This window comes from Streptomyces sp. NPDC088745, from assembly GCF_044751045.1.
Taxonomy (GTDB): domain Bacteria; phylum Actinomycetota; class Actinomycetes; order Streptomycetales; family Streptomycetaceae; genus Streptomyces; species Streptomyces cremeus.
In genome coordinates this window covers 1-21,994 of record NZ_JBIVLB010000003.1, presented here as the reverse complement: position 1 = coordinate 21,994, position 21,994 = coordinate 1, and the positions used below count along the sequence as shown (strand labels likewise).

The following is a 21,994-nucleotide window of genomic DNA, read 5'->3' as shown; positions in this document are numbered from 1 at the left end:
CGTACGCCGCCGGCACCCTCTCGCCCCGGTCGCTACATCCGCTTGGGCACCGGCACCCTCTCGCCCCGGTCGCTACACCCGTTTGGGCACCGGCACCCGCATCAGGTCGTCGGCCACTGTCAGTTCCCCTTCGAAACCCGCTGCCCTGGCCTGGCGCTCGAACTCCTCCGGATCGCTGTAGCGCTGCGAGAAGTGCGTCAGGACCAGGTGCCGTACGCCTGCCTCCCGTGCCGCCCCCGCGGCCTGTCCGGCGGTCAGGTGGCCGTGGTCGGCGGCCAGGCGCACGTCCTCGTCGAGGAACGTCGACTCGATGACGAGCATGTCGCAGCCCTCGGCGAGCACGTGCACGCCGTCGCACAGGCGGGTGTCCATGACGAAGGCGAAACGCTGGCCCCGGCGTTCCTCGCTCACCTCGGCGAGTGTGACCCCGTTCAGCACGCCGTCGCGCTGGAGGCGCCCCACGTCCGGGCCCTCGATGCCGTGCGCGGCGAGCCGCTCGGGCAGCATGCGGCGGCCGTCCGGCTCGACCAGCCGGTAGCCGTAACTCTCCACCGGGTGCGACAGCTTGTGCGCGGACAGGGTGTATCCGGGCGTGTCGGCCACGACCCCGTCGGCCGACACGGGGGCCTCGGCGATGTCGACGCTCTCCCGGTAGGCGGTGGAGTACCGCAGCCGCTCGAAGAAGTGCTGTCCGCTCGCCGGGTAGTGCGCCGTGACCGGGTGCGGGACCTGGTCGAGGTTGATGCGCTGGATCACCCCGGCGAGGCCCAGGGAGTGGTCGCCGTGGAAGTGCGTGACACAGATGCGGTCGATGTCGTGCGCGGCCACCCCGGCGCGCAGCATCTGCCGCTGCGTGCCCTCGCCGGGGTCGAAGAGGAGTCCCTCGGCGTCCCAGCGCAGGAGGTAGCCGTTGTGGTTGCGGCGGCGGGTGGGGACCTGGCTGGCAGTGCCGAGGACGACCAGTTCGCGGGCGGACACGACGGCTATCCGGGCGGCCAGGTGAGGCCGCGCCCGCCCAGGACGTGCGCGTGCGCGTGGAAGACGGTCTGGCCGGCGCCGGAACCGGTGTTGAAGACGATCCGGTGGCCGCTCTCGGCGACGCCCTCCGCGAAGGCGACCTCGCCGGCCTCGCGCAGCACGTCGGCGGCTGCCTGCGGATCGGCGGCGGCCAGCGACGCCGCGTCCGGGTGGTGCGCCTTGGGGATCACCAGGACGTGCGTGGGCGCCTGCGGGTTGATGTCGCGGAAGGCGAGGGTGGTCTCGCTCTCGCGGACGACGGTGGCGGGGATCTCCTTCGCGACGATCTTGCAGAACAGGCAGTCCGCCTGCGGTTCACCGGGCATGGAAACCTCCTGGAAGAGGGTGATCGGACACGGCGCATGCTATCGGCCCGCTCCCGCTCCCGACCTGCCGCGTCACGGCCCGCACACGGGACGCGGCCCGGCGGGGGGGGGACGGCCCGCACCGGGCGCCCCGCACCGGGAACCGCCCCGTCCCGGGCACGCCCCGCCCGTCGTCCGGGGGCCCCGCGCCGTACCGGAAGTGCCAGGACCCCTCCCGTACGCCTCACGGCCGCGCACGACACGCACCACACGGCCCGTCCGACGGCGGCCCGTCCGACGGCGGCCTCTCCGCGAGCACGACGGCCGCGCGCGGCCCGCGCCCGGGCGGGTCCACGGCACCGGCGGCGGCGTTACGGCCTGCCCAGCCCCGCCAGCAGCAGTTGCCCGTACTCCCGGTGCGCCAACGGCAGCCGGTAGGTGCCGTCCTCCTCCGGCAGCACCACCGACGCCTCGACCAGCGCGTCGAGTTCGCCGCCGTCCGCGAACACCGTCTCCACCTGCTGCGCGGTGAAGTTGCCGGTGAACGCCGACAACTTGGCCCACAGCAGCCGCTCCGCCCGCCCGCACAGGTCGTGGCTCCACGCGATCGCCCGCAACAGGGTGCGGTGCCTGGCCGGCTGCTTGGGTCCGTGTATCAGCACCCCGAACCGCGCCCCCGGCTCGCACAGGCTGCCGTAGAGCTGCTGCGGCGTGGTGTTGTTCCCCAGGGTGCGGGCGGCCAGCAGGACGCTCAGCGGGTCGCCGTCGAGGCGCTCGGCGAGCAACCGGGTCCAGAACACCGGCAGGTCCACCCCCTGCACCGCCGCCTTCTCCCGCAGGAGTTCCACGGTGTGCTCGCGCGACAGCGGCCGCAGCGGCACCCGGTACTCACCGGGCACGCCGACCGCGCCGCGGCTGGTCACCAGGATCTGGAGCCCCGGGCACGCGTCGTGCAGCCTGCCCACCAGATAGGCGCAGCCCGCCCGGACGTGCTCGCAGGTGTCCAGCACGAGCAGGCCGCGCCGTCCCGCCAGCAGCCGCAGCACCGCCTCCATGGGGTCGGTGCCGCTGCCGGGTGCGGTGCCCGCGTGGAGCGCCGCGGCGACGGTCTGCGGAACGAGGGCGTTGTCCGCGCAGTCCGAGAGGTCGGCCCGGTGCACGGGGAGGTCGGTGACGGTCTCGGCGATGCGGGCGGCGAGGTGCGTCTTGCCGACCCCGGCGGGACCGGTGAGGGTCACCAGCCGGGTGTCCGCGAGCACGTCGAGCAGCTCGTCGAGGGACGGCTCGCGGGGGAGCCGGGGGACGGGAAGGCCGTGTGCGGGGGGCATGGGACCCACTCTGGCCGGGCCCGGAGAGGGCGCGCGCCCCTGCGGTCCGGAGATCCGTACACCTAATTCGGCGGGCCGCCGCCGCGTAGGTATGCGGGAGGCGGCCTCGTGCGCCGCTCCCGGGCCCGTCGGGCCTGCCGGGTCCGCCGGGCCTGCCGGGTCCGCTCGTACGCCGCCGTCCCCGTCGCGCGTGCTCACTTGCCGGGGGGACAACCGCACGTGGGTGCGGGGTCCGGCGCGGGGGCGGGGCCGACGGTCACGGTCACCGTGACGGTGGGCCGGGGGGCGGGCGGGTCGGGCGAGGGGGCGGGGGCGGGCCGGGTGGCGGTGGCGGTGACCGTCCTGGTGGGGCGCACGGTGGGCTCCGGGGGCGGGCTCCAGGTGGGCGGGCGGGTGGTGGGCCGGGCTCCGCAGTCGCCGAGCACGCTCACCCGGAACACGGTGCGCCCGCCGACCTCGGCGGCCAGGTCGCCCCGTACGCAACGGCCGTCGCGCTCCTCGGTGACCCTCCCGGCGACGCGGATCTCCTCGCCGTCCTTGGTCTGCCCCTCGCACGCCACGGAGGCGACGCCGGACGCCGTCGCCGGGGACGGCCGGACCGAGGGGAGCGCACTCCCCCGCGCACCGCCGCCGACCGTGGACGTACAGGTCAGCCAACTGACGTCGAAGCCGGCGCGCTCCAGCGCACGCGTGCCGGCCCGGTCGGTGGTCAGCGCCACCGCGAAGGAACTCGGGCCGCCTTCGCCGCCGGGTTCGCAGGCGGCCGCGCCCGCCGCCGTCGCACCGGCGAGGACCGCCGCCGCGAGGACGCGCCTGTGCCGTGCTCGCCTCCGTGCCCCCATGTCCGGCAGCCTCCCACCGCCCCGGTGCGAAGGACAGGCGCGTTTCAGCCGCCGAGCAGCAGCCACTCCTGGAGCTCGACCAGGTTCCCCTCGGGATCCTCCAGGTGGGCCGCCCGCATGCGCTCCGTCAGCGGCGCCGGCCCGTGCACCAGCACCGCACCGCGCGCGGTGATCTCCGCGCAGTACCGGTCGAGGTCGTCCACCCGCAGCACCACGAACGACCGGTGCCCCGCGGGCTGCCCGGCGACCTCGCCCAGCAGGCCGGCCATCACCGCGCGGTCCTGGAGCGCGATGCCCGCCGACCCGGTCGACGGGGAGAACTTCTCGTACGGCCCGTCCACGAACCCGGACTGGGCCCGGAGCCCCAGCACCTCGCCGTAGAAGCGGTAACAGGCGGCGAAGTCGGTGACCAGCAGCCTCACCTGTGCGAGTTCCATGGCGCTCTCCCTCGGTGCGAGTGACATCCGTGGTCTTCCGCGCGATCCGGCCGCGGCCCGGTCCCCGGCACCCGTGCCCGCGGGCGGGCGCCCGGCTCCGGCGCCGGGGTCAGGACCACCGTCCGGTGCGTCCCAGCAGCAGCGCGGTGGCCGCCGTGCCCGCCGTGCTCGTCCGCAGCACGCTGCGGCCCAGCCGGTACGTTCCCGCCCCCGCCCGCGCGAACAGTTCCAGCTCCTGCGGCGAGACCCCGCCCTCGGGACCGACCACCAGCACGAGGGAACCCTCCGCGGGCAGCTCCGCGAGCGCCAGCGCGGCGCTGTCGGCGTCGCGGTCCTCGTGCAGGACGGCGGCGAAGTCGGCGGTGGCCAGAAGTGCGCCCACCTGCTTGGTGCTCATGGCGTCGGCGATCTCCGGGAAGCGGAGCCTGCGCGACTGCTTCCCGGCCTCCCGCGCGGTGGCCCGCCACTTGGCGAGGGACTTCGCGCCCCGCTCGCCCTTCCACTGGGTGATGCAGCGCGCCGCCTGCCACGGCACGACGGCGTCCACACCGGTCTCGGTCATCGTCTCCACCGCCAGCTCGCCGCGGTCGCCCTTGGGGAGTGCCTGCACGACGGTGATGCGCGGCCGGGGCTCCTCCTCGACGACGGTCCCGACGACCTCCACGACGAGCCGGTCCTTGCCCTCCGCGGCCACCACGACGGCCTCGGCGCCGCGCCCGCGCCCGTCGGCGAGGACGACGTCCTCCCCCGCCGTCAGCCGCCGCACGGACACCGCGTGACGCCCCTCGGGGCCCGCCAGGACGTACTGGCCGCCCTCGGGCACGTCCTCCACCACGAACACCGGCGCCGTCATGACGTCGACCTCCTCAAAGCCATCTCCGTCCACGCCGCGTCCGCCTCGGCCGACAGCACCTGCACCAGCCGCCCGGCGGGCAGGTCCCTCGCCAGCCGGTGGCCCTGCCCCGCCCACAGCGCCATGCCCTGGGCGTCCCCCACCCGTGCGGCGGCCTGCCGCAGCCCGGCGGTCAGGTAGTGCACCTCCGGGTAGGCGGAGGGCGCGTACCGCCCGTGCTCGCGCATGAAACGGTTCACCAGCCCGCGCGCGGGCCGGCCGGAGAACGCGCGGGTGAGTTCGGTCCGTACGAACAGAGGGTTCTTCAGGGCGTTCTTGTGCAGGGCGTGCGCACCGGACTCGGGGCACGCGAGGAACGCCGTGCCGAGCTGTGCCGCGTCCGCCCCGGCGGCCCGCACGGCGGCGATCTGCGCCCCGCGCATCAGCCCTCCCGCGGCGACCACCGGCAACTGCACGGTCTCGCGGACCTGCGTCACCAGCGACAGCAGCCCCAGGCCCCCGCTGCCGTCGGTCTGCGGGTCGTCCCGGTGGGTGCCCTGGTGGCCGCCGGCCTCGATGCCCTGCACGCACACGGCGTCCGCGCCCGCCCACTCGGCGGCCTGCGCCTCCTCCGGGGTGGTGACCGTGACGATCGTGTACGTCCCGACGTGCGCCAGCGCGTCGAGCTCGTCCCGGGAGGGGCAGCCGAAGGTGAAGGACACCACCGGCACCGGGTCGTCGACCAGGAGCGCCAGCTTGGCCTCGTACCCGTCGTCGGTGCCGTGGTCGTCCTGCTCGGCGATCGGCGTCTCGTACCAGGCGCTCTCGCTCGCGAGCTGCTGCCGGTACAGGTCGACGGCCGCCGGATCGGCGGCGGCCTGCGGCATGAACAGGTTGACGCCGAACGGCTTCGAGGTCAGCGCACGGAGCTGCTTGATCTCCTCGTACGTTCCGTCGGCGGTCTTGTACCCGGCGGCGAGGAAGCCGAGCCCGCCCGCGTCCGACACGGCCGCGGCCAGCTCGGGGCGGGACACCCCGCCGGCCATGGGCGCGGCCACGATTCCGCGCCGGCACAGCTCTCCCAGCGCGGGCACCACCCGGGTCTCAACAGACATGCCCGCATCGTTTCACGACACGGCCGACCCGCCGAATCGAACAGGAACGGGGCCGGGCCGCCAGGCCCGGCCCCGTTCCGCCACCCACCGGCTCAGCGGCCGTTGAAGGCGTCCTTCAGCCGCGAGAACAGTCCCTGCTGCCCCGGCTGGAACTGGCCCTGCGGCCGTTCCTCGCCGCGCAGCTTCGCGAGCTGGCGCAGCAGGTCCTCCTGCTGCGGGTCCAGCTTCGACGGCGTCAGCACCTCGACGTGCACGATGAGGTCACCGCGCCCGCCGCCGCGCAGGTGCGTCACGCCGCGCCCGTGCAGCGGCACCGACTGGCCCGACTGCGTACCGGGACGGATGTCGATCTCCTCGACCCCGTCGAGCGTCTCCAGCGGCACCTTGGTGCCGAGGGCGCCCGCCGTCATCGGGATGGTGACCGTGCAGTGCAGGTCGTCGCCGCGCCGCTGGAAGGTGGGGTGCGGCTGCTCGTGGATCTCCACGTACAGGTCGCCGGCGGGGCCGCCGCCGGGGCCGACCTCGCCCTCGCCCGCGAGCTGGATGCGGGTGCCGTTGTCGACACCGGCCGGGATCTTCACCGTCAGGGTGCGACGGGAGCGGACGCGGCCGTCGCCGGCGCACTCCGGGCACGGCGTCGGCACGACCGTGCCGAAGCCCTGGCACTGCGGGCAGGGGCGCGAGGTCATGACCTGGCCGAGGAAGGACCGGGTGACCTGCGAGACCTCACCGCGCCCGCGGCACATGTCGCAGGTCTGCGCGGAGGTGCCGGGGGCCGCGCCCTCGCCGCTGCACGTGGTGCAGACGACGGCGGTGTCGACCTGGATCTCCTTGGTGGTGCCGAAGGCCGCCTCGTTGAGGTCGATCTCCAGGCGGATCATGGCGTCCTGGCCGCGGCGGGTGCGCGAGCGCGGGCCGCGCTGCGACGCCGTGCCGAAGAAGGCGTCCATGATGTCGGAGAAGTTCCCGAAACCGCCCTGGCCGAAGCCGCCCGCGGCACCGCCGCCGCCGGAGGCCGACAGCGGGTCGCCGCCGAGGTCGTAGACCTGCTTCTTCTGCGGGTCCGACAACACCTCGTAGGCGGCGTTGATCTCCTTGAAGCGCTCCTGGGTCTTCGGGTCCGGATTGACGTCCGGGTGGAGCTCACGGGCGAGGCGCCGGAACGCCTTCTTGATTTCGTCCTGGGAAGCGTCGCGGCGCACGCCGAGTACGGCGTAGTAGTCCGTGGCCACTTACGACTCCGCCAGGATCTGTCCGACGTAACGTGCCACTGCGCGTACCGCTCCCATCGTTCCGGGGTAGTCCATGCGGGTCGGTCCGACCACGCCTAGTTTGGCGACTGCCTCGTCGCCCGAACCGTAGCCGACTGCGACCACGGACGTTGAACTGAGTCCTTCATGGGCGTTCTCGTGCCCGATGCGCACCGTCATGCCGGACTCGGTGGCCTCGCCGAGCAGCTTCAGCAGTACCACCTGCTCCTCCAGCGCCTCCAGTACGGGGCGGATGGTGAGCGGGAAGTCGTGGCCGAAGCGGGTGAGATTGGCGGTGCCGCCGATCATCAGCCGTTCCTCGGTCTCCTCCACCAGTGTCTCAAGGAGAGTCGCGAGCACCGTCGAGACGGTTCCCCTGTCCTCCGGCTCGAACGACTCGGGGAGGTCCTGCACCAACTGCGGCACGTCGGCGAACCTGCGGCCCACGACCCGGCTGTTGAGCCGGGCCCGCAGGTCCGCGAGGGAGGTCTCGCCGAACGGCGCCGGGCAGTCGATCATCCGCTGCTCGACGCGGCCGGTGTCGGTGATCAGCACCAGCATCAGCCGGGCCGGGGCCAGTGAGAGAAGTTCCACATGGCGCACCGTGGAGCGCGTCAGCGACGGGTACTGCACGACCGCCACCTGCCGGGTCAGCTGCGCGAGCAGCCGCACGGTGCGGGCGACGACGTCGTCCAGGTCCACGGAGGCGTCCAGGAAGTTCTGGATGGCACGCCGCTCCGGCGTCGACAGGGGCTTGACCCCGGCCAGCCGGTCGACGAACAGCCGGTACCCCTTGTCGGTGGGGATGCGCCCGGCGCTGGTGTGCGGCTGGGCGATGAACCCCTCGTCCTCCAGGGCCGCCATGTCGTTGCGCACGGTGGCCGGGGAGACCCCGAGCTGGTGACGCTCGGTGAGGGCCTTGGAGCCGACGGGCTCCTCCGTGCCGACGTAGTCCTGGACGATGGCGCGCAGCACTTCAAGTCTGCGTTCACTGAGCATCGCGCACACCTCCAAGCCGTGATGTTCCCTGGTGCCGATCGGACATGTGGAGCTTGTGCCCCGGTGTCCCGCTTGGCACTCACCGTGTGCGAGTGCCAGCGATTCCCCGGGTCAGTGTACGGCGGCGCGGTCCGGTCCGGGCAAGGGCGGCTGCTCACGCTAGCGTCACGGTATGGACATGCGATGGGAAGAGGCAGGCTGGGAACGTCTCGCTCCGGGGGTCGGCAGGCGGCGGATGCCCGGCTGGGACGCCACGATCGGCCTGGTGGCGGGGGCCCGGGGGGCCCTGCTGTACGACACGGGCTCCTCGCTGCGGGAGGGCGCGGAGGTACGGACGCAGGCCGAGGCCCTCCTGGGCCGCAGAGTGACGCACGTCGCTCTCGGCCACCCGCACTTCGACCACGTCCTGGGCACCGGGGCGTTCGCCGGCGTCGAGGTCTTCGCCGCGTCCGGCATGGACGTCCTGCTGACCACGCAGCGCGACGCGCTCGCCGACGACGCGGCCCGGCAGGGGGTGCCGCACGACGCCGCCGTCGAGGCCGCGGAGCTGCTGCGCGCCCCGCGGCACCTGGTGTCCGACGAACGCACCCTCGACCTGGGCAGCGGGCGCGGTGTCCTGTTCGCCAACCTGGGGCCCGCGCACAGCGGGCACGACCTGGTGGCCCTCGTACCGGGCCTCCGGGGCGGCCCCGGGGTCGTCTTCTGCGGGGATCTGGTGGAGGAGTCCGGGGAGCCGCAGGCGGGCCACGACGCGGTCGGCGGGCGGTGGCCCGAGGCGTTGGACCGGCTGCTGGCTTTGGGCGGCGAGGACGCCGTGTACGTGCCGGGGCACGGGGCCGTGGTGGACGCGGCGTTCGTACGGGCGCAACGGGACGCGCTGGCGCGCCGTTTCGGGGTCTCCCGACCGGTCGCGCGGCCGGTGTCGTAGCGTCGGCGGCATGCGCAGTTACAGCCCGGACTTCACGCCGCCGTGGAAGAAGCCGAAGCCCGTCCCCGAACTGGCCGCCGAGTACGACCTGGTGGTGGAGGAGGTGTCGACGGGCTTCTGCGGTGCGGTCGTCCGTACCGAGAAGACGGCGCAGGGGCCGACGGTCACCCTGGAGGACCGCTTCGGCAAGCACCGGGTGTTCCCGATGACCCCGGCGGGCTTCCTCCACGAGGGGACGCCCGTGACGCTGGTGCGCCCGTCCTCCGGTGCCGGTCCGGTGCGTCCCGCCCGTACCGCCTCCGGGTCGGTCGCCGTCGCGAACGCCCGCGCGCGCGTGGCGCGGGCGGGGCGCATCTACGTGGAGGGGCGGCACGACGCGGAGCTGGTGGAGCGGGTGTGGGGCGACGACCTGCGCGTCGAGGGCGTCGTCGTCGAGTACCTGGAGGGCATCGACGACCTGCCCGCGATCGTGGCCGACTTCGCCCCGGGCCCGGACGCCCGGCTGGGCGTCCTGGTCGACCACCTGGTGCCGGGCTCGAAGGAGTCCCGGATCGCCGCCCGGGTGACGGACGCGGACGTCCTGGTCGTCGGGCACCCGTACATCGACGTCTGGGAGGCCGTGAAGCCGTCGTCGGTGGGCATCCCCGGCTGGCCCCGGGTTCCGCGCGGCCAGGACTGGAAGACGGGCGTGTGCCGGGCGCTGGGCTGGCCGGAGAACACCGGGGCGGCCTGGCAGCACATCCTGGGGCGGGTGCGTACGTACAAGGACCTCCAGCCGGAGCTGCTGGGGCGCGTCGAGGAACTCATCGACTTTGTGACGGCCCCGGAGGACGACTGAGCGCCGCAGGACCGCTGAGGGCGGCACCCGGTGCCGGGGCGCCGGGGGGCGTGTCCGGCGCCGGGGGGTGTGTCAGGCACCGGGGGGTGTGTCAGGCACCGGGGGCGCCCCCGGCTCAGTCCACGAGGTCCCGCACCACGGCGTCGGCCAGCAGCCTGCCGCGCAGGGTGAGGACCGCGCGGCCCTCGGTGTAAGGACCGTCGTCCAGGAGGCCGTCCCTTACCGCCTTCTCGGCGGCGGCCAGCCCGGCGGGCTTCAGCAGGGACAGCTCGCAGCCCTCCACGAGGCGCAGTTCCAGGAGGATGCGCTCGACCCTGCGGTCCTCGTCGGAGAGCACCTCGCGTCCGGCGCCGGGGGACTTCCCGTCGCCCAGCGCCTGCGCGTAGGCGCCGGGGTGCTTCACGTTCCACCAGCGGACCCCGCCGACGTGGCTGTGCGCACCGGGTCCGGCGCCCCACCAGTCGGCGCCGCGCCAGTACAGCTCATTGTGCAGGCAGCGGCCCGCCCGGGAGGTGGCCCAGTTGGACACCTCGTACCAGGAGTACCCGGCGGCGGCGAGCGCCCGCTCCGTCATCAGGTAGCGGTCGGCGTGCACGTCGTCGTCGGTCATCGGGACCTCGCCGCGGCGGATGCGCCGGGCGAGCTGGGTGCCCTCCTCGACGATCAGGGCGTACGCGCTCACGTGGTCGGGGCCCGCGCCGATCGCCGCGTCCAGGGAGGCCTGCCAGTCGGCGTCGGACTCCCCCGGGGTGCCGTAGATCAGGTCCAGGTTGACGTGGTCGAACCCGGCCGCCCGCGCCTCGGCGACACACGCCTCGGGCCGTCCGGGGGTGTGCGTGCGGTCCAGGATCCTCAGGACGTGCTGTCGGGCGCTCTGCATGCCGAAGGAGACCCGGTTGAAGCCGCCCTCGCGCAGTTCGGCCAGGTAGGCGGGGTTCACCGACTCCGGGTTCGCCTCGGTGGTGACCTCGCAGTCGTCGGCGAGGCCGAACTCCTCGCGGATCGCCCCCAGCATCGTGACGAGGTCGGCAGCGGGCAGCAGGGTCGGCGTGCCGCCGCCCACGAACACCGTGCGCACCGGGCGCGGGTCGTCGCTGAGGACCTTGCGCGCCAGCCGCACCTCCTCGGTCAGCGTCGCCGCGTAGTTGTCCCGGGAGGCGAGCGCGCCGCCCGAACCGCGCAGCTCGGTCGCCGTGTAGGTGTTGAAGTCGCAGTAGCCGCAGCGGGTCGCGCAGTACGGCACGTGCAGGTAGAAACCGAGGGGCCGCTCCCCCGCGTTCCGCAGCGCGTCGGGAGGCAGCGCCCCGTCCTCGGGCATGGGCTCACCATCAGGCAGTACGGAAGGCATGCCCCCATTGTCCGCCCTCCGCGCGCCTTCCCGTCCCGCGGCCGCCCGGCGGGCTACTCGGCGCGCAGCACCAGCAGCGCGAGGTCGTCGTCGGGCGGCTCGTCCGCGAAGGAGTGCACCGCCCTGGTGATCCGCTCCGCCACCCCCTGCGCGGACAGTCCCGCGCACCGGGCGAGCTCCGCGGCGACGCCCTCGCCGTCGTCGAACATCGCCCTGCCGCGGCGGCGCTCGGTCACCCCGTCGGTGACGCTCAGCAGGGTCTCCCCCCGTGTCAGGACGAACGTCTCGCTCTCGTACGTCGCGTCGTCGAGGACGCCGAGCAGCACTCCGGGCCGGCCGGCCGTCCGGACCTCCCCGTCCGGTCGCAGCACCAGCGGCAACGGATGCCCGGCGCTGGAGACCGTGCAGCGCACACCGCCGCCGTCGGCCTCCGGCAGCGGCTCCAGCTCTCCGTACAGCATCGACAGGAAACGTGCCTGCGGCCCGTCGGGGAGTTCCTGTCCCCCGGCGGCGGCGACCAGCCGGGCGGCGGCGTCCGCCGACTCCGTCGCGTCGTCCAGCAGCAGCCTGTTGAGCCGGTCCAGCACCTCCGCCACCTGGTAGCCCTCGCGGGCGAGCAGCCGCAGCCAGGGGCGCACCAGGCCGGTGACCACCGCGGCCTCCGGGCCGTTGCCCTGTACGTCGCCGAGCGCGAAGCACCAGCGTCCGTCGGCGGCGTGGAAGATGTCGTAGAAGTCGCCCCCCGCGACGCCCTCGCCGCGCGGCTCGTAGACGAGCGCACTGGTGATCCCGGGGATCTGGGCGACCTGGCTGGGCAGCAGGGCGCGCTGCAGCACGTGCGAGATGGTGGCCTGCTGGGTGTAGCGGCGGGCGGCTCCCACGGCGAGGGCGACACGGCGGACGAAGTCCTCGATGAGCCCGGTGACCTCGTCGGGGATGCGCAGCATTCCCGCCCTGCCGAGCATCAGAACGCCGACCCTGCGCCCGCCGACGACCATGCGGCAGGCGAGCACCGCCCCGGCGCCCGAGAAGCCCTCGCCGGTGCCGGGCCAGGGAAGCGCGACCGGACCGCCGCGCGCCGAGTCCGGCAGCCGGGGCGGCTCCTTCTCCAGCAGCGTGCGCAGCTCCTCCATGCACGCCTCGCGCGCGTGCCAGACCCGGGCCAGGCGGGGTTCCGCGGAGGGTCCGCCGCCCTCCGGGTCGAGCCACACGGCACACCAGTCGGCGAGCCGGGGCACCAGGAGCTGGGCGGCGAGCGCCACCACCATGTCCTGGTCGAACTGCCCGGCCAGCAGGTCGGAGGCCTCGGCGAGGAACGACAGGGCCCCCCGGTTGATCCAGTCGGGGTCCTCGTCACGGGCCTGCCGCCGGGGCAGCGGGGCGAGGATCTCCGCGGCCCGCAGCCCCCGCTGGAGGGCCTGGTGGGCGGCCGGGGAGGTGAGATCGGCGGGCGTGAACGCCGGACCGTCCACCGGGGAGGGCTGCCAGCCCTCCAGCGGGAGGGCGGCCCAGACGGTCTTGAGTCCGGTGCGGTAGGTGACGCCCCAGCTCTCGGCGAGCCCCGCGACGAGATGCAGCCCCCTGCCGTACTCGGGGGCGGCGCTGCGGTCGTGCCGCTGCGGTTCGTTGCGCACGACACGGGCGGGGTGGTGGTCGGAGACCTCGATGACGAGGGCGGCGGCCTCGCCGGTGGCGCGTGCGGGCTCGACGCGGCAGAGCAGCTCCACGGTGGTGCCGGCGTGCACCACCGCGTTGGTGACGAGTTCGTTGACGACGAGGCAGGCGTCGTCGGCGAGCCGGCCGGCGAAGTTCTCGTCGGCCGGCAGCAGGGGGGTGCCGGACCAGTCGACGATCGCAGCGCGCAGGAACTTCCGGGCGGCGGACGGGGCGAGTGGGTTGCCGGGCAGGCTGGTGCGGGCGTAGGGCTGGATTTCGTACCTCCCGGCCCACGGGGCTGTCGCAGGGGGTTCGGCGTCCCGCTGCGTCGGAATGGATGTCACGATGCGCTCCTGAGTCGCTTGTCGCAGCGCGCCGCCCACGGCTGATCGGTTGCCGTAATGCGCCGCTCACGACAACCACAGGGTGACAGACTGAGCCTGCCCATAAGCACCGAGTCACCGAAGTCGGCCGCAATGAACGAAGCCCGTGCAGTCCCACGCGCTGTTGCCCGCTCGGTCGACCGTGCCCCGACACGCGCCGCCACCAGCGCCGGTGTCCCCTGCGCCGAGGGCGGGCACGCGGTGCGCCACGCCGGTGAGGACCGGGCGCACTCCCGCACCCCGCGCCCCCGGCCCGCCGTGACAGCCGCTCCGCGGGACGGTGACTCAGGGGTGCGGCTGCCGCAGACGCAGGCGGGCGCTTCCGCCGGACCCAGCACTCCTCCCGCTGCTGAAACGCGTCACCCGCGTCCGCGCCGCGTTCGACGGCCCCCGACATCCCGAAGCAGGCCGACGCCCCACGGGAACCGGCCGGCCCATCACCGACGCTGTGAGGCGAGTAGACGATGACCACTGAGGCACTGCGGACCGAACGCGCCGGCATCCTGCTCGTGGACGACATGGAGGACAACCTCATCGCGCTGGAGGCGGTCCTCGGCGCACTGAACGAACCCCTGGTGCGGGCCCGTTCCGGCGAGGAGGCGATGAAGGCGCTCCTGCGCCAGAAGTTCGCCGTGGTTCTGCTGGACGTACGCATGCCCGGCATGGACGGCTTCGAGACGGCGTCCCACATCAAACGGCTCGACCAGACGAAGGACGTCCCGATCATCTTCCTGACCGGCACGGAGAACGATTCCGGTTACGCCTTCCGGGGTTACGCCACCGGTGCCGCCGACTTCCTGACGAAACCGTTCGACCCGTGGGTGCTGCGTGCCAAGGTCAACGTCTTCCTGGAACTGCACCGCAAGAACCGTCAGCTGGAGCGGCTGCTCGCCCAGGAGCGCCGTCAGTTCGAAATCCTCGCCGGACAGTTGGCGCGGATCGGCGAACAGGTCGAGCAGGAGTGCCCGGACACCGCGTCGCCGCTGCGGAACCAGGTGGCCCGGATGCGGGAGACCCTGACGGAGATGCGTCGCGACCACAGCGCTTAAGGTCACCACGCATCTCCGTGCCGAACGGGGTTCAGACCTCGCGGGACCCCGCGTACATCTCGTCGATCAGGTGCTTGTACTCGCGCTCCACGACCGGACGCTTCAGCTTCAGGCTGGGTGTCAGCTCGCCGTTCTCGACGTCCAGGTCGCGCGGCAGCAGCCGGAACTTCTTGATGGTCTGCCAGCGCTGCAGACCCTCGTTGAGTTCCTTGACGTACCCCTCGACGAGATTCCGGGTCTCGGGGGCGGCGACGACCTCCGCGTACGACGTCGCCTTGAGGCCCTGCTCCTGCGCCCAGGCGAGGATCGTCGGCTCGTCGAGCGAGATGAGCGCCGTGCAGAAGTTCCGGTCGGCGCCGTGCACCAGGATGTTGGAGACGTACGGGCAGACCGCCTTGAACTGTCCCTCGACCTCGGCGGGCGAGACGTACTTGCCGCCGGAGGTCTTGATGAGGTCCTTCTTGCGGTCGGTGATCCGCAGATAGCCGTCCGGCGAGAGTTCGCCGATGTCGCCGGTGTGGAACCAGCCGTCGGACTCCAGGACCTCCGCCGTCTTCTCCGGCAGCCCGTGGTAGCCCTGCATGATGCCGGGGCCGCGCAGCAGGATCTCCCCGTCCTCGGCGATGCGGACCTCGGTGCCGGGGAGCGGCTTGCCGACGGTGCCGGTGCGGTACGCCTCGCCGGGGTTCACGAAGCTGGCGGCGCTGGACTCGGTGAGCCCGTACCCCTCCAGGATGTGGATGCCGGCGCCGGAGAAGAAGTAGCCGATGTCGGGGGCGAGCGCCGCCGAACCGGAGACACAGGCACGCAGCCGTCCGCCGAACGCCTCACGGATCTTCGAGTAGACCAGGGTGTCGGCGACCTTGTGCTTGGCGTTCAGCGCGAACGGCGCGGTGGCCTGCCCGGTGCGCCGGAAGTTGTCCTGCGTCACCTTCGCGTACTCACGGGCGACGCCCGCCGCCCACTGGAAGATCTTGTACTTCGCCCCGCCGCCGGCCCGCGCCTTGGAGGCGACGCCGTTGTAGACCTTCTCGAAAATGCGCGGCACGGCGGCCATGTACGTCGGCTGCACGACCGGAAGATTCTCGATGATCTTGTCGATGCGGCCGTCGACGGCGGTGACGTGCCCGACCTCGATCTGTCCGGAGGTCAGCACCTTGCCGAAGACGTGCGCCAGCGGCAGCCACAGGTACTGGACGTCGTCCTTGGTGATCAGACCGGTGGCGATCGTCGCCTTCGCCATGTACGACCAGCAGTCGTGCGGCAGCCGTACGCCCTTGGGGCGGCCGGTGGTGCCGGAGGTGTAGATGAGGGTGGCGAGCTGCTCCGCGGTGATGGCCGCGACGCGTTCCTTGACCGCCTCCGGGTTCTTCTCCAGGTACGCCGCGCCGCGGGCCTCCAGGTCGGCGAGTGAGAGCACCCAGCCCTCGGGGTCGCCGTCGACGGCCGTGGCGTCCTCGGTGTTCACGACGACGACGTGCGCCAGATTCGGCAGCTCCGAACGCTTCTCACGGGCCTTCGCGAGCTGGGCGGCGTCTTCGGCGATCAGGATCCGGCTCTCGGAGTCCGCGAGGATGTACGCCGACTCCTCGGCGTTGGTGGAGGGATAGACCGTGGTGGTGGCAGCTCCGGCGCACATCACGCCGAGGTCGGCGAGGATCCACTCGACGCGCGTGTTGCAGGCGAGAGCGACACGCTCCTCGGGCCTGACGCCCAGCTCGATGAGGCCCGCGCCGATCGCGTACACCCGCTGGGCGGCCTGCCCCCAGCTCAGCGAGCGCCACTCGTCAGGACCGCGGCCGCTCGACGGCGGTACCGGATACCGGTAGGCCTCGGTGTCGGGCGTGGCGGCCACGCGCTCGACGAAGAGGGCCGCGACGGACGGCGGCCGGTTCTCGATCATGGTCTGTGTGTCGCTCACGACGTCCTCCGGGCCCACGGCATTGCTGCGCGACTGGCTGGTATTTAACTGGCGAGTAACAAACGATCAGTGATCAGACTAGAGCGCATGGGCCTGGTGCGTAAGAGCCTCCGAGCCCTCCTTTTGATAACGGCCCGCACGGCGCCGGCTTGACCCCCGGCCCGGCCCGGCGCTGGCGGCGGGACGGCGTCGGCCTCCGCGTCGACACGCGCGTCGGCGGCGTTCTCGGCTCACCGGCGTGTCCGAATCGGCGGGCCCGCCCGGGTCTGTCGCGGAACCGGCGACAACCGCGGCGGCCCCCGCTGCGGTGTCCGGGACGGAAGCGGAAGCGTCCGACAAACATTTCCCCGGTCCCTTTTGGGAATCACATAAGTGTCCGTAAAGGTTTTTTTCGCGCCCATCAATGCAGAAAGCGCCCGTCCGTGGAACGGACGGGCGCTTTCTCACGCGGCGCGGCGGAAGTGTTACTTCTTGGCCTTGCCGCCGGAATCGTCGCTGGAGAGCACAGCGATGAAGGCCTCCTGCGGCACCTCGACGCTGCCGACCATCTTCATGCGCTTCTTGCCCTCCTTCTGCTTCTCCAGGAGCTTGCGCTTGCGGGAGATGTCACCGCCGTAGCACTTGGCGAGGACGTCCTTGCGGATGGCGCGGATGGTCTCGCGGGCGATGACCCGGGAGCCGATGGCCGCCTGGATGGGCACCTCGAAGGCCTGGCGGGGGATGAGCTCGCGCAGCTTGGCGACGAGCCGCACGCCGTACGCGTAGGCGGCGTCCTTGTGCGTGACGGCGGAGAAGGCGTCGACCTTGTCGCCGTGCAGCAGGATGTCGACCTTGACGAGAGCGGCGGACTGCTCGCCGGTCGGCTCGTAGTCCAGCGACGCGTAACCGCGGGTCTTGGACTTCAACTGGTCGAAGAAGTCGAAGACGATCTCCGCGAGGGGGAGCGTGTAGCGGATCTCGACGCGGTCCTCGGAGAGGTAGTCCATGCCGATGAGCGTGCCGCGGCGGGTCTGGCAGAGCTCCATGATCGCGCCGATGAACTCGCTGGGGGCCAGGATGGTGGCCCGTACGACCGGCTCGAAGACGTCCGAGATCTTGCCCTCGGGGAACTCGCTCGGGTTGGTGACCGTGTGCTCGCTGCGGTCCTCCATGACGACGCGGTACACCACGTTCGGCGCGGTCGCGATGAGGTCGAGGCCGAACTCGCGCTCCAGGCGCTCGCGGATCACGTCCAGGTGCAGCAGGCCCAGGAAGCCGACGCGGAAACCGAAGCCGAGCGCCGCGGAGGTCTCCGGCTCGTACACCAGGGCGGCGTCGTTGAGCTGCAGCTTGTCGAGGGCCTCCCGCAGGTCCGGGTACTCGGAGCCGTCGAGCGGGTACAGACCGGAGAAGACCATCGGCTTCGGGTCCTTGTAGCCGCCGAGCGCCTCGGTCGCCCCCTTGTTCAGGGAGGTGATGGTGTCACCGACCTTGGACTGCCGGACGTCCTTCACACCGGTGATGATGTAGCCGACCTCGCCGACACCGAGACCGTCGGAGGACGTCATCTCGGGCGAGGAGACGCCGATCTCCAGGAGTTCGTGGGTGGCGCCGGTCGACATCATCTTGATGCGCTCGCGCTTGTTGAGCTGGCCGTCGACGACACGGACGTAGGTGACGACGCCGCGGTACGAGTCGTAGACCGAGTCGAAGATCATCGCGCGGGCCGGGGCGTCCTTGACGCCGACCGGGGCCGGCACGTCGCGCACGACCCGGTCGAGCAGCGCGTCCACGCCGACGCCGGTCTTCGCGGAGACCTTCAGCACGTCCTCCGGCTGACAGCCGATGAGGTTGGCGAGCTCCTCGGAGAACTTCTCCGGTTGGGCGGCCGGAAGGTCGATCTTGTTGAGCACGGGAACGATCGCGAGGTCGTTCTCCATCGCCAGGTAGAGGTTCGCCAGCGTCTGCGCCTCGATGCCCTGTGCCGCGTCGACCAGCAGGATCGTGCCCTCGCAGGCGGCCAGCGAGCGGGAGACCTCGTAGGTGAAGTCGACGTGGCCCGGGGTGTCGATCATGTTGAGGATGTGGGTCTTGCCCTTGCCCTCGCCCTCACCGGGCGCCCAGGGCAGTCGTACCGCCTGGGACTTGATGGTGATGCCGCGCTCGCGCTCGATGTCCATGCGGTCGAGGTACTGGGCACGCATCTGCCGCTGGTCGACCACGCCGGTCAGCTGGAGCATCCGGTCGGCAAGCGTCGACTTGCCGTGGTCGATGTGCGCGATGATGCAGAAGTTTCGGAGCAGTGCCGGGTCGGTACGGCTCGGCTCGGGCACGTGGAGAGGAGTCGCGGGCACGCAGGGTCCTGATTCTTGAGAAGACGGCACTGCGGATGCGTCGCGGCGGTGTGCGCCGTGCGCGCGCGTGCGTCGTTCTCGTCTCGGTCCGGAAGTTGTGAAGTCTTCCCATGGTCCCACGTGCGGGGGCCTGCGGCCGGTTTGGGCCGGTCGTGGGGCGACTGGTAGCCTGGGCAGCTGTGTCTCGTGACCCTTGTGGGTGACGGGACGCGCACATTGAGATTCAACCGAACCTGTAAAGGCTCTTTCGTGGCGAACATCAAGTCCCAGATCAAGCGGAACAAGACCAACGAGAAGGCGCGCCTGCGCAACAAGGCCGTCAAGTCCTCGGTCAAGACCGCCGTGCGCAAGGCCCGTGAGGCCGTCGTCGCCGGTGACGTCGAGAAGGCCACGCTGGCCGTTCGCGACGCCTGCCGCGCGCTCGACAAGGCCGCCAGCAAGGGTGTCCTCCACAAGAACGCCGCCGCCAACAAGAAGTCGGCGCTGGCCTCCAAGGTGAACGCCCTGCAGGGCTGAGCAATCGTCTCTGAGGTACCTGCAGTACACCGTCGGCGTCAGGACCCAGCGGACCCTCTCTACCGCTCCTGACCCGGCACCCCCGCCGCGCACCGAACGCGTTCGCCACGCGGGCGCGGTGGAAACAGCGTGAACCGGAACCCCGGTCCTCGTCCTTCCCCAGGACGAGGACCGGGGTTCCGGTGTTTTCCCTTCCTTGTGTCGCTCCGTACGCGTGGAGCGTCAGCAGCGGCTGCGCCCTCCTGGCGGCGCCCTCCAGCGCCCGCCGACGGCTACGGCAGCCGTTCAGCGACCGCCTCGCGACCTCGCCGCCCGGGACACGGCCACCACGGCCTTCTCCAGGGCGTACTCGGGGTCGTCCCCGCCGCCCTTGACGCCCGCGTCGGCATCGGCGACCGCGCGCAGGGCCGTCGCCACGCCGTCCGCGGACCAGCCGCGCATCTGCTGGCGGACCCGGTCGATCTTCCAGGGGGGCATGCCCAGGTCCCGCGCCAGATCTCCCGGGCGGGCCCCGCGCGGGGCGGAGGCGAGCTTGCCGATGGCCCGTACGGCCTGTGCGAGGGCGCTGGTGATCAGCACGGGAGCGACGCCCGTCGACAGCGACCAGCGCAGGGCCTCCAGGGCCTCCGCGGCCCGGCCCTCGACCGCGCGGTCGGCGACGGTGAAGCTGGAGGCCTCGGCGCGGCCCGTGTAGTACCGGCCGACGATCGCCTCGTCGATGGTCCCCTCGACGTCCGCGACCAGCTGGGACACGGCGCTGGCGAGTTCGCGCAGGTCACTGCCGACGGAGTCGACGAGCGCCTGGCAGGCCTCGGGCGTGGCCGAGCGGCCGAGCGCCTTGAATTCCGACCGTACGAACGACAGACGCTCGGCCGGCTTGGTGGTCTTGGGGCAGGCCACCTCGCGGGCGCCCGCCTTGCGGGCCGCGTCGAGCAGGCCCTTGCCCTTGGCGCCGCCGGCGTGCAGCAGAACGAGGGTGATCTCTTCGGCGGGAGCGCCCAGGTACGCCTTGACGTCCTTGATCGTGTCGGCGGAGAGGTCCTGTGCGTTGCGTACGACGACGACCTTGCGCTCGGAGAAGAGCGAGGGGCTGGTCAGCTCGGCGAGGGTGCCGGGCTCCAGCTTGTCGGGGGTGAGGTCGCGCACGTCGGTGTCGGCGTCGGCGGCGCGGGCCGCCGCCACGACCTGCTGCACGGCACGGTCGAGCAGCAGGTCCTCCTGCCCCACGGCGAGGGTGACGGGGGCGAGCGGATCGTCGGTCGAATTCTTCCTGGTGGCCATCGCGGTCAAGCATCCCACGGGGCACCGACAGTGCCCGCCGGGTGCCGTCTACGGGGCTTCCAGCCACCCCTCGTACGCTGCGGCCAACGCGTCCAGCGCGGCGGGGTCGAGGCGTTCCTCGGGGTCCTCGACCACCACCAGCCACTGCGCGTCCTCGGCGTCGTCCTCGCCCGCCAGCGCGTCCCGCACGAGCTGCGGCTCCTCCACCGTCCCGAAACGGTCGGGGAGCTCCTGGGCCACCTCCTCGGCGGCGTCCCGGTCCGGCAGCACCAAAACATGTCGTCCATCGCTCACGTGCCCATTGTCCGGTACGCGGCAGGACCGAGGACACCGATGTGGATGCCCGGGGCTACCGAATGACCTGTTCAGGAGGGTGCGGCGCCCGTTCCCTTGGGGATGATCTGGATGTCCAGCTCGACGGCGATGGAGGAGCCGATGGCGGCGATGCCGTGGCCGAGCATCGTCTGCCAGGTGAGGGTGAAGTCCTCGCGGTGCAGTTCGGCGGTGGAGTGCACGGCGGCGCGGGTCTCGCCCTGGATGCCGTTGCCCGTGCCCAGGTACTGACTGTCGAGGGTGACGGTACGGCTGACGCCGTGCAGGGTGAGCGGGCCGGACACGGCCCAGCGGTTGCCGCCCCGGTGCACGAAACGGTCGCTGTAGAACTCCATCGTCGGATAGTTCGCGACGTCGAAGAAGTCCTTGGAGCGCAGGTGGTCGTCACGCATCTTGACGTTGGTGTCGATGGACGCCGCGTCGATGACGACGTGCATGGCCGAGTGCTCCATGCGCTCGCCGATGCGCACGGCGCCCGCGAAGGTGTTGAACCGGCCGCGGATGCGTGCCAGGCCGATGTGCCGGGCGGAGAAGCTGATCTGGGAGTGCATCAGGTCGATCTCCCACTCGCCCGGGTCGGGGAGCTGCGGCGGGGTGGCGACCTGGAGCGTGACGTCCCCGAGGCCGGAGTGCCCGCTCTCGGTGACGGTGGCGCTGCCGCGGTAGGGAGTGAAGCCTTCGGCGGTGACGGCGAGTCGGTACTCGCCGGCCGGGACGGCCGCCACGAGAGTGCCGTACGGGTCGGTCTCACCGCCCACGATGCGGCGCCCGGCACTGTCGGTGACGACGAATTCGGCCTGCCGCACGGGCTCGTTGACCGGGTCGAGGACCCGGCAGGTGAGGACGCCGGCGGAGGAGGGGACGGAGAGTCCGGAGAGCGGATTGGCGTGGCCTGCGGAGCTCGTACGTCGGCCGAGCCAGCGGGAGATCATGGTGTGCGCACCCCCGTGCGATTCGTTGCTGCAGGGACGCGACGAAGCACGACGAACCGTCGGAAATGGCGACCCTTTGATGGAAGGGCATTCGATCACCCCTGGGGTGTTCGAGGCAAACGAGGGGCTCGGTACGGAGATGGTGGCTGGTGCCCCCGACGTCCGAATTGAGCACTCCGCTCGGCCGGACGCGCTGCTCACCGCCCGTGACCCGGAGGAGTGCGAGGGCCCACCCGACGATGCGGAGACGGGCGCCCCCCGGACCAGGGGTGCGGCGGCGGCCCCCCTGCCGGACGACACCCGACCACACCGCCCCCCCCCCACCCGCAGGGCACAGCCCCACCCCGGCCC

Annotated in this window: 20 protein-coding genes; 4 read left to right on the top strand and 16 right to left on the bottom strand. The window is 72.3% G+C overall.

Going from position 1 to position 21,994, the window contains the following annotated elements; translation table 11 throughout:
* Positions 1–72: 72 nt before the first annotated feature.
* From ACIP93_RS09260 to hrcA, 9 genes are all read right to left on the bottom strand, one after another.
* A complete protein-coding gene (locus ACIP93_RS09260) occupies positions 73–978 on the bottom strand; it encodes a ribonuclease Z (protein ID WP_345223110.1) in 906 nt (301 codons plus the stop codon).
* 5 nt (positions 979–983) lie between these two features.
* The gene (locus tag ACIP93_RS09255; RefSeq protein WP_345223109.1) at positions 984–1,343 is read right to left on the bottom strand and encodes a histidine triad nucleotide-binding protein; all 360 of its coding nucleotides are present in this window, start codon (positions 1,341–1,343) and stop codon (positions 984–986) included.
* A gap of 350 nt (positions 1,344–1,693) precedes the next feature.
* On the bottom strand, positions 1,694–2,650 hold the full coding sequence (locus ACIP93_RS09250; protein WP_345223107.1) for an AAA family ATPase: 957 nt from the start codon (positions 2,648–2,650) through the stop codon (positions 1,694–1,696).
* A 194-nt stretch (positions 2,651–2,844) separates the two neighbouring features.
* The gene (locus tag ACIP93_RS09245; protein WP_401757073.1) at positions 2,845–3,492 is read right to left on the bottom strand and encodes a hypothetical protein; all 648 of its coding nucleotides are present in this window, start codon (positions 3,490–3,492) and stop codon (positions 2,845–2,847) included.
* A 44-nt stretch (positions 3,493–3,536) separates the two neighbouring features.
* Positions 3,537–3,929, bottom strand: coding sequence for a VOC family protein (locus tag ACIP93_RS09240; protein ID WP_345223102.1), 393 nt, complete (start codon positions 3,927–3,929; stop codon positions 3,537–3,539).
* Between the two features lie 109 nt (positions 3,930–4,038).
* Positions 4,039–4,782, bottom strand: coding sequence for a 16S rRNA (uracil(1498)-N(3))-methyltransferase (locus ACIP93_RS09235; protein WP_345223101.1), 744 nt, complete (start codon positions 4,780–4,782; stop codon positions 4,039–4,041).
* Entirely contained in the window at positions 4,779–5,876 is a 1,098-nt protein-coding gene (locus ACIP93_RS09230; protein ID WP_380837028.1) for a nitronate monooxygenase, read from the bottom strand. The genes ACIP93_RS09235 and ACIP93_RS09230 overlap by 4 nt, the downstream gene beginning before the upstream one ends.
* A 92-nt stretch (positions 5,877–5,968) precedes the next feature.
* Positions 5,969–7,108 (bottom strand): molecular chaperone DnaJ, encoded by a 1,140-nt coding sequence (gene dnaJ, locus ACIP93_RS09225; RefSeq protein WP_401757070.1) that lies wholly within the window; start codon positions 7,106–7,108, stop codon positions 5,969–5,971.
* Positions 7,109–8,125: a heat-inducible transcriptional repressor HrcA gene (gene hrcA, locus ACIP93_RS09220; RefSeq protein ID WP_189827661.1), complete on the bottom strand. Its 1,017-nt coding sequence runs from the start codon at positions 8,123–8,125 to the stop codon at positions 7,109–7,111. It abuts the gene before it with no gap.
* A 172-nt stretch (positions 8,126–8,297) separates the two neighbouring features.
* Here hrcA and ACIP93_RS09215 point away from each other — a divergent pair, with 172 nt between their 5' ends.
* On the top strand, positions 8,298–9,053 hold the full coding sequence (locus ACIP93_RS09215) for an MBL fold metallo-hydrolase (RefSeq protein ID WP_401757068.1): 756 nt from the start codon (positions 8,298–8,300) through the stop codon (positions 9,051–9,053).
* A gap of 10 nt (positions 9,054–9,063) precedes the next feature.
* The gene (locus ACIP93_RS09210) at positions 9,064–9,891 is read left to right on the top strand and encodes a DUF3097 domain-containing protein (RefSeq protein ID WP_401757066.1); all 828 of its coding nucleotides are present in this window, start codon (positions 9,064–9,066) and stop codon (positions 9,889–9,891) included.
* Positions 9,892–10,006: 115 nt separating this feature from the next.
* Here the strand turns inward: ACIP93_RS09210 and hemW are convergent, their stop codons facing one another.
* Together hemW and ACIP93_RS09200 are read right to left on the bottom strand one after the other, a co-directional pair.
* Positions 10,007–11,239, bottom strand: a complete 1,233-nt coding sequence (gene hemW / locus ACIP93_RS09205) for a radical SAM family heme chaperone HemW (RefSeq protein WP_401757064.1) — start codon at positions 11,237–11,239, stop codon at positions 10,007–10,009.
* A gap of 53 nt (positions 11,240–11,292) precedes the next feature.
* Entirely contained in the window at positions 11,293–13,239 is a 1,947-nt protein-coding gene (locus ACIP93_RS09200) for a SpoIIE family protein phosphatase (RefSeq protein ID WP_401757062.1), read from the bottom strand.
* Between the two features lie 503 nt (positions 13,240–13,742).
* Here ACIP93_RS09200 and ACIP93_RS09195 point away from each other — a divergent pair.
* Positions 13,743–14,327, top strand: a complete 585-nt coding sequence (locus tag ACIP93_RS09195) for a two-component system response regulator (protein ID WP_401757060.1) — start codon at positions 13,743–13,745, stop codon at positions 14,325–14,327.
* Positions 14,328–14,358: 31 nt separating this feature from the next.
* Here ACIP93_RS09195 and ACIP93_RS09190 read toward each other — a convergent pair whose 3' ends face one another.
* Positions 14,359–16,248: an AMP-binding protein gene (locus tag ACIP93_RS09190; RefSeq protein ID WP_345223087.1), complete on the bottom strand. Its 1,890-nt coding sequence runs from the start codon at positions 16,246–16,248 to the stop codon at positions 14,359–14,361.
* A gap of 464 nt (positions 16,249–16,712) precedes the next feature.
* Positions 16,713–18,581 carry a translation elongation factor 4 gene (gene lepA / locus ACIP93_RS09185; RefSeq protein WP_345223085.1) on the bottom strand — a complete coding sequence of 623 codons (1,869 nt, stop codon included), beginning with the start codon at positions 18,579–18,581 and terminating at the stop codon, positions 16,713–16,715.
* 249 nt (positions 18,582–18,830) lie between these two features.
* Between lepA and rpsT the strand changes: the two genes are divergently transcribed.
* A complete protein-coding gene (gene rpsT, locus ACIP93_RS09180) occupies positions 18,831–19,097 on the top strand; it encodes a 30S ribosomal protein S20 (RefSeq protein ID WP_345223083.1) in 267 nt (88 codons plus the stop codon).
* Between the two features lie 285 nt (positions 19,098–19,382).
* Here the strand turns inward: rpsT and holA are convergent, their stop codons facing one another.
* The 3 genes from holA to ACIP93_RS09165 all read right to left on the bottom strand — a co-directional run bounded on the left by holA (position 19,383) and on the right by ACIP93_RS09165 (position 21,643).
* Positions 19,383–20,378: a DNA polymerase III subunit delta gene (gene holA, locus ACIP93_RS09175; protein ID WP_345223079.1), complete on the bottom strand. Its 996-nt coding sequence runs from the start codon at positions 20,376–20,378 to the stop codon at positions 19,383–19,385.
* A 48-nt stretch (positions 20,379–20,426) separates the two neighbouring features.
* Positions 20,427–20,672, bottom strand: coding sequence for a hypothetical protein (locus ACIP93_RS09170; RefSeq protein WP_401757057.1), 246 nt, complete (start codon positions 20,670–20,672; stop codon positions 20,427–20,429).
* Positions 20,673–20,743: 71 nt separating this feature from the next.
* Positions 20,744–21,643 (bottom strand): YceI family protein, encoded by a 900-nt coding sequence (locus tag ACIP93_RS09165; RefSeq protein WP_401757055.1) that lies wholly within the window; start codon positions 21,641–21,643, stop codon positions 20,744–20,746.
* Positions 21,644–21,994: the final 351 nt, after the last annotated feature.